The following is a 12,566-nucleotide window of genomic DNA, read 5'->3' on the forward strand; positions in this document are numbered from 1 at the left end:
CGCCAGACCAACGAAAGGAAAATCCATGACCGAACAAGCCGCATTCCAGGACCCGCGCCTCGCCGAACTCGACGGATTCACCGTCACGATGGATGTGGCCCACCAGCGCGCCGACATTACGCTCGACCGTCCGCCCTACAACGTCGTCTCCATGCTGGCGCGCGACCAGTTGCGCCTCGTCTTCGAGGCCCTCGACGAGGACGATCGCGTACGCATCATCGTCGTTGCCGGCAAGGGCGAGCACTTCTCGTCCGGCGGCAATATCAAGGGCTTCCTCGAGGCAAGCCCGGAGCACGTCTCGCACCTAGCCTGGAACATTGCGGCACCTGCCCGTTGCTCCAAGCCGGTGATCGCGGCCAACCGCGGTTATTGCTTCGGCGTCGGCTTCGAACTGTCGCTCGCCTGCGACTTCCGCATCGCGACGGATACCACGCGCTACGCACTGCCCGAGCAGAAGCTCGGCCAGATCCCCGGCTCCGGCGGCTCGGCCCGCCTGCAGAAGATGGTGGGCGTCACCCGCACCAAGAACATCGTGATGCGTTCAAAGCGGATCACCGGCCAGGAGGCCTACGACTGGGGCATCGCCTCGGAAATCGTTGCGGATGCCGATCTTGAAAAGGCCGTCGATGCGCTCGTCGAGGAACTGATCGGCTTTTCGCCGCTTGCCCAGCGCACGGCGAAGAAGCTCCTGAACGACACCGACGACGCGCTGCTGTCGACGGCCATCGAACTCGAGGGCCATTGCTACAGCCGGCTTCGCACATCGGAGGATTTCCGCGAAGGTGTGCTCGCCTTCCACGAAAAGCGCGCGCCGGCCTTCGTCGGCCGCTGAACCATCGGCCGGGCGGGAACCCGGCCCCAGTTCCACGAGGAGGGAGCGGCCATGGATCCGCTTCGGCAGGATTGAAAAATGAACAAGATAAAGCAGACGACACAGGAAAAACGCCTTGTCGAACGGGGACCCGGCCTTGCGTCGGGTCTGCGCGACCTGCCGAAGCATCTCGGCATCAAGACCATGAGCGCCGGCCTCGTCGCCGCCATCTTCGGCTGCTCCGGCCCGGCGCTCATCGTCATCGGCGCCGCCGAGGCGGGCCATCTGACCAACGGGCAGACCGTCGCCTGGCTCTTTGCGATCTACGTGCTCGGCGGGCTCATCAGCCTGCTGCTTGCGCTCTATTACAAGCAGCCGGTCAACGGCGCCTACTCGATCCCGGGTGCTGCCCTCGTCGCCGGCTCGCTTGCGACCATTCCGTTCAACGAAGCCGTCGGCGCCTTCATCCTGGCGGGCCTGCTCGTCCTGCTGCTCGGCGTCACCGGGCTCATCGGCAAGGTGATGCGCTGGCTGCCGATGCCGATCGTCATGGCGATGATCGCCGGCGCCTTGATCCGCTTTGCGACAGGCGCCGTGACTGCGCTCGGCACAGCACCGCTGATTGCCGGCGCCGCGATCCTCGCCTTCTTCGTCTCCATGCGGTTGTCCAGGACCATCCCGCCGGTGCTGGCCGCCCTCGTCGCCGGCCTGATCGCGGCACTCGCGACCGGTGCGGTCGGAGGCGGCGCGGCCAACATCGCCTTCGCCGCGCCTGAATTCACAATGCCGGTGTTCTCCATCGATGCCTTCTTCGCGATCGCAATCCCGCTCGCCCTTCTCGTGATCGGCGCTGAAAACGCGCAGGCGACCGGCGTGCTCATGGCCGAAGGCTACCGGCCGCCAGTCAATGCGATGACGATCATTTCCGGCATCGGCGGCGTTGCGGCCGGCTTCCTCGGCGGCCACAACGCCAATATCGCGGGCCCGATGACAGCCATATGTTCGTCCGAACAGGCCGGCGAGAACAAGGAGGGGCGCTATGCCGCGACGGTTGTCAACGGCGTGCTCTTCGCCGCCTTCGGCCTCCTCGCCGGCGCCGCTGTTCCGATCGTGCTCAGCCTACCGTCGGCCCTCATCGGCACCGTCGCCGGCCTTGCGATGATCGGCGTGCTCCTGTCCGCCTTCCAGAACGCTTTCGGCAAGTCGCTCGGCAATCAGACAGGCGCTTTCGTGGCGCTTGCAGTCGCAATGTCAAACGTTTCGCTTCTCGGTATCAGCGCGCCTTTCTGGGCCCTGGTCGCCGGCGTCCTCGTCTCGGCCGTGGTCGAGGCCGGAACGCTCAAGGCAAAACAGGCTGCGTGACGCGACGTCAAGCGCTGAGCGGTCGCGGTATAAAGAGCAAATCATTGCCCCGGTGCATCCGTATTGGACCCTCCGGGGCAGTCGAATTTCCAGCTTTTGAGTGGGTTCTAGCCGTTGAATCCCGATAGCGATATCAAGGAGCGTGTCAGCGCCGGTAGCAACGCTGCCAGAGCCCCTTAGCGCGCGGCTTGACAGGTGAAGAGGCTCGCGCGCCGCCCACGTTGGTTTCGACATCGTGTTCAGCATCGCGTGGGCAAACGCGATAAATGGCCCTGGCGAGGCGTGTCTCTTCGTCAATGGCAAAGTCTCGAGCAGCGTTGGAGAACCAAACTCTACTCCAGCCGTCAATCGCCGATGGTCGCTCGTGCGTGAACGGTATGACCGCCTGCACCGACATCTCTTATGGGTGAACTTCTTTATGGATTGCACGTCCGACCCACTGGAGACTGAATACGCTATCAGTGTCGGCGACGGTCATCCTGCGCTTCTTGTGGTCCATGCTCCAATCGCAATGGGCTACGACTGCGACACTCATCCTGCACTCGGCTTCTCCTCATCGGCCGCATGACTATCAGCTTCAGGGCGGCAGATCATCGTCTTTCAGTATATGCATCACCGCCTTTTCATCCATCGCCTGTGCATCGAACAGCGCCTTGGCCAAGGCATTGAATGTCGGCCTGCGCCTCCTGAGGATCGCCGCCGCGCGGTCGAGTGCCACCTCCAACCTGGCGTGAACGCGATCAGCCAGTTCGGGGTCCCGGTCGAACACCGCGCCCGGATCACGATGCGGGCGATAGAGCAGTGGATGCTCTGTCCCGAAGCCAAGCGTCCGCTCCATGTCGAACGCGACCCGCGTGGCCCGCGCCAGATCACTTTCGTCGGCGCCCGCCGAGCCGCTGGATACCCGCTTCAGCACCAGTTTTTCGGCGGCCCTCCCAGCCATCAACACGGTGAGCATGTTTTCGTACCAGGTGTGGGTGTTGGTTCCGGATGTATGGAAGCCGAGCAGATTATAGGCGCCCTCCCAAGTGTCGATATTGAGACCGCGGACGGGGCCGAGATCGAGGGCATGATGGACGACGGCATGCCCCGACTCGTGGAATGCGTAGCGCCAGCGCAAGTCGATGGGCACGGGTGGGCGATTTCCACGAATGCCCTCTTCGATGTCCTCGTAGCGGATCGCGCGCTTGCCACGGCGCGCCTTCAATCGCGCCTCCCGGACGATGCGCTCGATATCAGCGCCCGTTAGTCCCATGGCCCGCGTGGCGAGGCGCCGCAGGATCGCGTCGACAGGATTGCCCCGCTGAGTGACCGCCAGCGTTTCCGTCGTATTGCTGCTCTGCTGCTCGTTCATCGGTCTACATCCTTCCGTTCGCTCTCTGCTTCTTCTCTCAGATGGTCGGCGACGATCTTCTTCAAAGAGAACCCGTCGTCGGTCTCCGACCCGACACCCGATACCGGCTCCCCGATCAGCGCCGTCACGTCATCACCCAGATGATGGGCGAGGATCTCCGCAAGGGTCGGCACGTCCGGCTTGGGGATTTCGATATGGGTCTCAAGGCGCCCAGATCGCTTGATCGCCTCGTCGATATCGTTTGGACGATTGGTGGCGCCGACGATAATCAAGCCCTCGGATTTCACGGCACCGTCGAGCAGTTCCAGCGCCTTGTTGACCATGGCGTTCCAATAGTCCGCATGCTCCCGCTCGGCAGGTTGCCGCTTGCCGATGCCGTCGATCTCGTCGATGAACAGGATCGCCGGCGCCATGGCGCGAGCCTCGGCGAAGGTCTTCGCCATCTTGTCGATGACATCGTTCAGATGCCCACCCTGCAGCCAAGTCGAGACGGAGGTGACGACCAGCGGGACCTGCAGGCTGTTGCACAGCGCACGGGCAAAGGTCGTCTTGCCGGTTCCGGGCGGGCCCGACAGCAACAGCTTAGTGCTCATCTCCGACCAGGTAAGGATGCTGGCGCGGTAATCGTCCAGATCCGCCTTGAGATCGAGCGCCCAGTCTTTTGCGCGGCCGTATCCGGCAAGGGTCTCGACGGTCATCGGTGACCTGTCGCCAGTCCCGCCGGTGGTCGCCAATAGCTCCGGCTGGATCACTTCGGCACCCGACGGCTTGTTCTTCAAGCGGCCGTTGCTGTCACTGTCGGAAGCCTTCGGCTTTTCGTCCGACGCCGAGGATTTCTCGGTGGAGGCGGTGGAAGGCTTGGATCCGGATCCCTTTGTCTTCTCGCTTCCCCCACCTTCCTCGCCATCGCCTTCTTCGAAGTCGCTGCGATTGCGTTCGATGAGCGTGGCAAGCACATGCAGCGCGTCCCGAACATGCCGTCCCGGCCGGAACGCAAGGACCAGATCCTCCAGCGACAGCCACCGCGCATCCGAATCCGATGGCAGGGGAACGCTTTCAATTGCCGTGTCCGGATAGAGCGCCTCGATCAGGTCAGCGACAAACCTCCGGTCAAGCTTTCCCGTTTCCAGCGACAGGTCGGCGGAGATGCGCAGGAGCGAGGGAATATCCGATCGCTTCTCGGCGATGGCAAGGATGGGCAAGTCGCGGGACAGCGCGCTGATCATCCGCCGACGCAGGGCATTGCCGGTTACACGATGCACGCCGGCACCCGAGAATGCCACAAGGCGTTTGCGAACCTCTCCTTCATGAACGTCGAAGTGGTTGTCATCGAACATATGGTCGGCATCGATGATGGCGAACGGACCGCCAGGCACCAGCCGGGATTTTTCCAGGAGCCTCACCCCCTCGCGTTCGAAGCCATCGAGCGGCGCATGGAGCGTGATGACCGGTGTCACATGGATCAGGGTGTGAACAATCTCCCGCAGCGACCATCCGCTGCTGCGCACCGCGCGCGCCAACACCAGGGCCGCCACGACATGACTGACCAGCGGCGGCGCTGCTGCCCGGTCCACGAGACGAACCGCGTAGGCACGCCGACCAATGCCGTTGCCCAGCACCGCGTCTTGCGCGATTGCACCGCGACGCTTCCGGGGAAAGGCAAGCAGCGGCGAGACGGACGTCATGTCGATGACCTCCATCGTCACGACACCGCCGCCGTCTCCGCCGGGGCCGGAACCTGGCTTGCTCGCCTCTTTCGGTGCGATAAGCCCTCCGCCAAAATTGCGCCGGAACCAGAGACCATCGCGAACCGGATCGCCGGTCAGCCTTGTCGTGTCGAAAGCCGGGCTGTAGCAGCAAAGCAGATGACCATCGACATCGACGATCTTGCATTCCAGCAGGCCGTTGCGCAGCGCGGTCCGGCGCGCCTCGCGGCGGGCAAGATGCCGGAGGCGGCGGATGAACAGACGAGCGAGTTTATCCATCGACGCGCCCTCCCGTCTCCGCGGCAATAATTGCCGTTTCAAGGTTCTGCACCGGATCGCGCGGCCGTGTTCGGCCACGCCGGCGGTCGCCCCTGGGGCCGGACCTCGCGGAGGCCGCCAGCACACGCTCGCGCGGCGAACGGCGCGGCAGATGGATGTCGGCCGCCACCGTGACCGGGGTCGGGGGGATCAGATGCTCGTTCCGGGACCAACCGAGATCCCGGTTGCGGCTCCGAAGCCAGTCGAGCAGCAAGCGGCAGGCCGCATTGCCGCCGTCTGCGAGCGCATTCAATCGACGCATCAGAGGCGCCGGCACAGGACCATCCAGCAGAGGGCTTTGCCGAACGAAGGCAAGTGCCAGGCCGATCAAAACGGCGGGGTCATCCGCGCCGCGATCGATGCCGGCGGGTTTGGCATGGGCGATAGTCGCAAGCCTGCTGTGGGTGCAGGACGACGCGATGGTGTCGGTCGTGACCGCTTCACAACGGAAGCCGGCGACAGACGGGCTGTGGGTCTCGATGGACATGACTGTCTCCTCGCCGGAGTGCATCGCCATCCGGCGTTCATGGAATGGAAGGATTAGGGAAGCCGGCCACGCGCGTCACGGCGCGGCCGCGATCAGTGACGCTAGACCAGCGGCGCGTCAGTGCCGGCGGGGACGACGGGCAAAGCCGACCCGGATTCTGACCGGTTCCGGTTCGTCATCCTGATCCTCGTCGAAGCAGCCAAGATCGCAGTGACCATCGTCCTCATCCTGCGCGGCCATCGCCTGCTCTTCTTCATAGCTCAGCGCCGGACCGTTCAGGGCGATGAGCGGCCTGTCGGCGATGGCCGAAGCAGGCGCCGTGTTGAAGACGGCCGCCTCCGGGACACCGAGCGCTTTGCGCGCTTCCGCTTCGAGAAGTTGCTGGACGCGGCGCCCGAAGCGCAGACGCAGTTCGGCCATGCAGGCGGCGACACCGTCGATCTCCAGCAAGTCGTCGATTTCGGAAAGCGCCCAGATGCCGGTGGCATGATCGCTCGGACGGCTGGCGCCATCGACAATCGCGACCTCGACGGTGTCGACCATCATGCGCTTGTGGTGCTTGTAGAGCCAGTCGGGCAGCACCATGGCGCCGGCCATCATCTTGAACTTCAATTCCTCGAGACGACTGGTGTCGCCATAGGAGGCGAGTGAGCGTTTCAAGTCGAGGATATAGGCCGTGTGCCGGTCGCGGTTCACGACGATCAGGTCGGGCGTGTAGCTGCCCTTGGCGGGCGCTTCGCAATCGAGCTTGATGCCGTCGAGGCTTTCCCAGTCGTTTCCGGAGACGGCTTCGAGCGCCGCCTTGACCAGCGGCAGCTTCAGCGACTGCGTCAGCACGGTCACATTCGGACTGGCTTTGGCCAGACGCTCGACCGCCTGCTCGAGCAGTTTGCCTTCCCGGAACGACACGGCGCGGACGAGCGAAGCAATGTGAACGTAGTGGCCAAGGATTTCGTCCTCGACCGGCTCTCCGTCGGCGATTGCAGTGATTGCGCGATCGATCAGCAGATCGAGATCGGCTTCGACTTCGGCAAACCGAACACTATGCGGATGGCGGCGCAGCGCGGCGGGTTCGCCGAGGCCGACCCGGGCGCCGAGACTGAGCGAACGGTGGGACAACATGGTGGCCGCCGCGGCGGTCGAACGGAGAACTTCCCTAGTGGGGGTCATGGAGGTAAACGTGGTCATAGCCCGATTCCTTTTACGAGAAGGCTGAAGGTCAGGCCCTTGTCGATGTTACCAGCATCGGCTTGGGCCGTTTTGTGTCCGGTCATCCGAACGCCCCTAACCTGGCAGGACCGGCGACCGGGCTCAAGGACCCGGAACAGCAAAAAAGAACAAAGCCGGTACGTAGTTAACGGTGGGCTCACGAAGCCCGAGACCGGTGAAGGCTTACGGCGATCGGCACCATTCGCCTGTGCGTTTCCACTCGGCATCCGAAGGCAAAGCAAAAGGGCCGACACGCGGCCCTCTCGAGCTTGGTGGGAAGGCTGGATCACCGGCCTTCGAGCAAGCTGAATCTTACGGCGTCACCGCGGGCATCGGTTCGGCTTCGACCACAGCGTCATCCGCAAGCGGCGGCACCTTGGCAAACTGCTTGCGGTTCCGCGGCACTTCCCGAGTGACCGTCATGAAGCCGCCTGTCGCTTCTTCCAGCGCCTTGCCAAACCGGGCGATCCCATCCTCCGTGACATCGGCCCCAGTCGTGGCCTCAACCGACACTTCCGGTGCAACATCGTGCCGGTCGGCGACGCTGGCCGCCTCAACGGGTCCCGCCGCTTCAGGAGCCGAAGTCTTCGCTGCCGCGAGCGGCCATTCAGGTTTCCGCTGTTTCGATACTGCCCAGCCGAGAACCGGAAGCACATGCAAGGCAAGCCAGTCCCGCATCTCCTTCGACTTCGGCCAGCTATCGATGCCGCCCAACGTATAAAGCGTGTCATTGACCTCGGCCCAACCCGACTTCTTCGGGAACTTGGTGGGCTTGGTATTGCGCCCCCAATCAAGTTCAGGCTCGATGAACAGGGCCAGGCTTTCGAGTTCCTGGCGGGCGACCCGGGCGATGTCCTGGATCTCCTTCGCCAGCGCCTCCTTGATGACACGCGGCTTGGCCAGCGCAGCCTCGATCGCCTGGCAGATCGCGACGACGTGGGCGATGAACGCCTTCAACCCCTCGCGCAACTTGACGGCAATCAGCGCCTTCAGGCCGGTGATGCCGCCGATGTCGGACTGGTCGTCCTTCTCCGGCTTGTCTTCCCCCTCTTCGCTGCCGTTCAGAATGGCCTTCACGTCCGCCACCTGCAGCCGCTTGTTCTCCTCGGCGAAGGCGATGGCCGCCTTGACCTGGTCAGGTGTTGCCGAACTCAGATGGTACAGCACGGTCGCTCCGATCGAGAGGTCGACCAGATCGTCTCGAAACTGGCCGAGATTGCGGAACACCGCCATATTATTGCGGGCGCTGCGCGCCGAGAGCCCACAGCGCATCTTCACCCAGCGGTCAAACCGTCCGTCGGCCAGCAAGTCTGCAGCCTGGGCCAGGTGGTCGCCGAGCTCGAAGGTCTGCTCGGTCGTGCGGCGGCCGAGGTCGAAGATATGGGCCGCGCTGGTTTCGAGCTGCTCGCGCAGCGCCTGGTCGCGGATCCCGTGCTCCTCGTAGGAGTAAGAGAAAGTGGAGGTAGAAGAAGAGATAGAGGCGGACGTCTTGCTGGTCTTGGTCGTCATGTCGTGCTCCTGGCAACGCGTTACTCATACATCCGGTGAGAAACTCATCGAATGACTATATGATCTCATCATATCGTCAGGTATGCAAATTCAAGTAAAACAACATCATAGTATATGTGGATCTATTTTCTTCATTTTGTCCGCATTTCATATGCTTTATTTTTCGAATTAATCGTAATTAAACCTTCATATTTCAAGCTATACAGCGTCTCCAAATATTTTTCTCTTTTATATCGGCTACCTTTACTTCCATCTAAAATCCAAACATCGAACCGGACAAAGCGGCAGCGCGCATTTGCGGTCTCCGCAAAGAAGTCCTCGCGACCAAAAATCGGGCAGCCAAGTATCCGCGAGGCCACCGTCGCACCGCCCGGGCGGAACGTCCGATTGCTGTCCGGAGAGGTCACATTCCGCATGAACGGCAGGGGCTATGACACCCGACCCGTGGATGAACCGAACCGGAAAGGGCTCGGTCGGCGGCGTGCGCTGCGCAATGGAGAGGACGCAGCACGCACAAGCGATAGCCGCAAACCGCTTGCGAGTTAAGCCAGGTGCCGACACGTCATCTCAACCTGCCCACACATTGAGACAAATTGCGCTCATTTGATTCCAGCCTCGAGATTTTTGATTCCGAACGCTGGTCATTTGATTCACCAACGCCGTTTGCCGCTCGCCAAGTCATCTCGACCTGTCTCAACGTGCCCGCAAGGCATCTCAAGTTGCGCTCATTTGATTCAGTACTCGAGACAAACGATTCATAAACCGGGATTTCCGATTCCCCGCAAACGGCGTTGCCGACAGGAATGCGGTCTGGCATCGGTAGCCGCAGACCTGATGGAGAGCGTGCATGCCAGCGAAGTCCGAGGAGATCCGCAACCGCAAACAGCGCGAACGGCAGCAGATGCTGCGTGACGCTGACCGGAAGGCGAAGCGGCCCGGACGCGATGACGTGGCCCGGGTAGCACTCTACTGGCTCATCAGCCGGGCGATCGAGAAGGCGCAGCACGAGGAACTCGAGAGGTTCAGGAGCAGGATCATTGCGATGCTGGCCGAGCAGGGCTTTGACAGCCGCCAATGCGAGATCGTTCTCGACGACCTCATTTACAAATACCGAACGGGCGGCTCGCCCTTCCGCCGCAAGCCCCATCTGCTCTATCCTGACGGTGCCGACGAGAGCGGCTGAGCGGTTTCGTTCGACTGCCACCTGCGGTTCCGGCCTGTTCACCCTGCGCGGCCACTGGAACACCTAACGGCGTTTGCAAACCCTACGATACCTCCCCCCATTACTCGGTTAAACGCCGTTTATCCTGAATCGAATGTTTCGAGCGCTTTCGCGGGGAGCCTCGGGCCGACAAGCAGGCCTGATTGACAGATAGCTCATCACCCAATCAATGTGTTGCGCATTTGCAACGGCACTTTGATAAATACATGCTTAACAATGGCTTATTGTCATTCCCGCACGGGCGCGCACGTTCAGAGCGCTCAGTCGCTCCCGCTGTCTCATTTTGAGATTCGCGACAAGTTTCGGCAGATTTGCATCGATAACCATGCAGATACAGACACTTGAGAAGTCCCGCGCTTTATGAGTTATTGGCGCCAACGAGTGTTCAACAGGCCAACCCGCAACGGAAAGGAGGCGCCCATGGATCACCAAACCCATGCCGATGGCGCCACGATCCAGCCGTCCCGGGAGTGCAAGAAAGATCCTGGTTTCACGATCTGCACCGGCCGCATGCGCGGAGAGGTCCTTCGCGTGGTTCTCCTTCGACGACGAAGGCGAACCACGAGAGAAAGGACTCATCATGTCGCGTACAGCACAGCACAAGAACGACACACTCAAGCTCTTCCAGTCTGAAGGGGATCCCCAGGATATTCTGGCTTTCCCCTTTGGCGACTTGAACGCTGTCGTCCGCAATCCACCGGAAGCCGCTCCGAGCCCGAAAGGTCTCGTAAAAGCCAAGGTGATTCAAACTGCTCCGTCTGCCGGAACAGTCAAATTGCGTCACCTGCATGACGTCGACAACGACACCAAATCCCGCCTGTATCCCGGGCCGGACGTTATCGCGTCGATCACAGGCGTAAGTTTGTCTAAAGCGAAAGACGCGATCCGCCAGGTGCGCTACGGCTCGCGGTGGCTCGACTTGCCACGCACCCCTCCGATCAAAAGAATTGGTGACGGAGAGATCGAGGGAGCGCTGCGCCTTCTTGGATATGTCGGCTACTGGCGCCATCTCCCTGACCAGCCGACACTCGCCGCCTATCTGAACGCCCGAACCGGCGTTGAGCGCGATCATCCCTGCGTCGTGGTTCTCAGCACGCATTGCGTTGCCGTGAGTGGCGGCGTTTTCTGCGACATCTTCAGCCGCGGCATTGTGATCGACGTCGACGATGCGGAGGGACGTCGCAAGAAGGTCCGCCACGTGCTGGTTCTGACCAAGCGCATCGCCCCCTCGACGATCGCCTCCAGGAAGCCGGTATCAAAGGCGAAGAAGACTGACGCGAACAGCAAACGCGACCAGCTCTTTCGTGAGGCGATCAAGGCTGAGACCGGAGCAACCCGCATCAGGATCACCCCGAACGAGGTGTTCGTCATCCTGCCCGATCAAAGCGGTTGGTACTGGCTCGGCGCCCGCGACAGTATCCAGCAGCAGATCCTCGAGCCCCAGCGCGACGGCCGCCTTCGTGGCAACTCCGCCGAGGCGGCGGCTTACCGCGCCGCTATGGGCTACTAGCTACACCGGCGCCGGCGCCGGCGAAGCGTGATCGCGGCAATTATTGCCGTCGGCAATCACCTCACACTTCCGGCAGTTCCCATGGATGGTCGTAGATTTCCATCCATCACTCGCGCCAGGCCATGATGGCCTGGCAGCGCTGCGGGGGCTCTCAGCTCTCCCGCCGCCGGCTACCATGTCCCCCACGGAAGGTTTTCATCTCAAGGGTCCACAATGACGAAGAACGTTTTGTTCTATGCACGCAGTTCGACCACACCCCATCTCGGCGCCTGCTTCGATACACAGCTCCATTATGCGAAGCGCTTCATCAAGGAGAACGGCTGGTCGCTGGACGCTGTCTGCCGCGATGAAGATATCGGCGAGGTCGTCTTCACGGCGCAGCCGGGTGCCCGCAAACTCCTTGGCCATATCGAAGAGGAGGCGATCGATGTCGTCCTCTGCCATACGCTGGACCGTTTGTGCTCGAGACATGCCGTTGCGGAACGGCTGCTGCATGACCTCCGCGCAAAAGGCATCGAAGTCTGGGCGGCCGATCCGGGCGTTCAGATCAAGGCCAATGACCTGATCGAATACTATTGCGATGATCAGCGCGGCATGTTCGGACGCGGCAATCCTCTTGCGCCGATGCCGGACGAACTCTACGAGGCCGAACACCTTGCGCCTCTTTCCTATGGTTACCGCTATACGGGCGCTTTCAATGCCGATCGCCAATATATCTTCGGCTTCAGGAAGGTGGATGCAGACGCCGCCAACGCGGTTCAGCAGATTTTCCAGTTGTATGCCGAGGGCATGTCGCCTGCAAAGATTGCAGTACTCCTCAATACGCTGGGTATCGCCGGTCCGCACGGCAAGCCGTGGCGTGACACTACCATCCGCGGTGACCGCAGGCAAAGAAACGGCATTCTCAACGACGAGCTCTATCTCGGTCGATCCTGGGTACCCGGCCGTGACTGTTTCGACTTCGTGCCGGCGCTTCAGATCGTCGCAGAGGACCTTTGGCACCGGGTGAAGCAGCGTCAGCATATGGTCGCACGGGGCGTTGCAAAATAGCGGCAGCCCCGCGAGCCGATCCGCATCA

Annotated in this window: 10 protein-coding genes; 5 read left to right on the forward strand and 5 right to left on the reverse strand. The window is 61.9% G+C overall.

Annotated features, from left to right (window positions below; translation table 11 throughout):
- Positions 1-25: 25 nt before the first annotated feature.
- Entirely contained in the window at positions 26-832 is an 807-nt protein-coding gene (locus LPJGGPFB_RS23085) for an enoyl-CoA hydratase/isomerase family protein (protein ID WP_173422320.1), read from the forward strand.
- Between the two features lie 78 nt (positions 833-910).
- Positions 911-2,173 (forward strand): benzoate/H(+) symporter BenE family transporter, encoded by a 1,263-nt coding sequence (locus LPJGGPFB_RS23090; protein ID WP_173422321.1) that lies wholly within the window; start codon positions 911-913, stop codon positions 2,171-2,173.
- Between the two features lie 577 nt (positions 2,174-2,750).
- Here the strand turns inward: LPJGGPFB_RS23090 and LPJGGPFB_RS23095 are convergent.
- From LPJGGPFB_RS23095 to LPJGGPFB_RS23115, 5 genes are all read right to left on the reverse strand, one after another.
- Positions 2,751-3,527 carry an ATP-dependent metallopeptidase FtsH/Yme1/Tma family protein gene (locus LPJGGPFB_RS23095; RefSeq protein ID WP_173422322.1) on the reverse strand — a complete coding sequence of 259 codons (777 nt, stop codon included), beginning with the start codon at positions 3,525-3,527 and terminating at the stop codon, positions 2,751-2,753.
- Positions 3,524-5,512 (reverse strand): ATP-binding protein, encoded by a 1,989-nt coding sequence (locus tag LPJGGPFB_RS23100; protein ID WP_173422323.1) that lies wholly within the window; start codon positions 5,510-5,512, stop codon positions 3,524-3,526. The genes LPJGGPFB_RS23095 and LPJGGPFB_RS23100 overlap by 4 nt, the downstream gene beginning before the upstream one ends.
- A complete protein-coding gene (locus LPJGGPFB_RS23105) occupies positions 5,505-6,038 on the reverse strand; it encodes a hypothetical protein (RefSeq protein WP_173422324.1) in 534 nt (177 codons plus the stop codon). The genes LPJGGPFB_RS23100 and LPJGGPFB_RS23105 overlap by 8 nt, the downstream gene beginning before the upstream one ends.
- A 117-nt stretch (positions 6,039-6,155) precedes the next feature.
- Positions 6,156-7,226: a hypothetical protein gene (locus LPJGGPFB_RS23110; protein WP_173422325.1), complete on the reverse strand. Its 1,071-nt coding sequence runs from the start codon at positions 7,224-7,226 to the stop codon at positions 6,156-6,158.
- 333 nt (positions 7,227-7,559) lie between these two features.
- Complete coding sequence (locus tag LPJGGPFB_RS23115; protein ID WP_173422326.1) at positions 7,560-8,756, reverse strand: hypothetical protein; 1,197 nt, start codon at positions 8,754-8,756, stop codon at positions 7,560-7,562.
- Between the two features lie 847 nt (positions 8,757-9,603).
- Here LPJGGPFB_RS23115 and LPJGGPFB_RS23120 point away from each other — a divergent pair.
- The 3 genes from LPJGGPFB_RS23120 (at position 9,604) to LPJGGPFB_RS23130 (ending at position 12,538) form a co-directional block, all read left to right on the forward strand.
- Positions 9,604-9,939, forward strand: coding sequence for a hypothetical protein (locus LPJGGPFB_RS23120; protein WP_173422327.1), 336 nt, complete (start codon positions 9,604-9,606; stop codon positions 9,937-9,939).
- 475 nt (positions 9,940-10,414) lie between these two features.
- Positions 10,415-11,488 (forward strand): hypothetical protein, encoded by a 1,074-nt coding sequence (locus tag LPJGGPFB_RS23125; protein ID WP_234903009.1) that lies wholly within the window; start codon positions 10,415-10,417, stop codon positions 11,486-11,488.
- 213 nt (positions 11,489-11,701) lie between these two features.
- Complete coding sequence (locus tag LPJGGPFB_RS23130) at positions 11,702-12,538, forward strand: recombinase family protein (protein ID WP_173422328.1); 837 nt, start codon at positions 11,702-11,704, stop codon at positions 12,536-12,538.
- Positions 12,539-12,566 lie beyond the last annotated feature (28 nt).

The organism is Ensifer adhaerens, assembly GCF_013283195.1.
GTDB lineage: Bacteria > Pseudomonadota > Alphaproteobacteria > Rhizobiales > Rhizobiaceae > Ensifer > Ensifer adhaerens_G.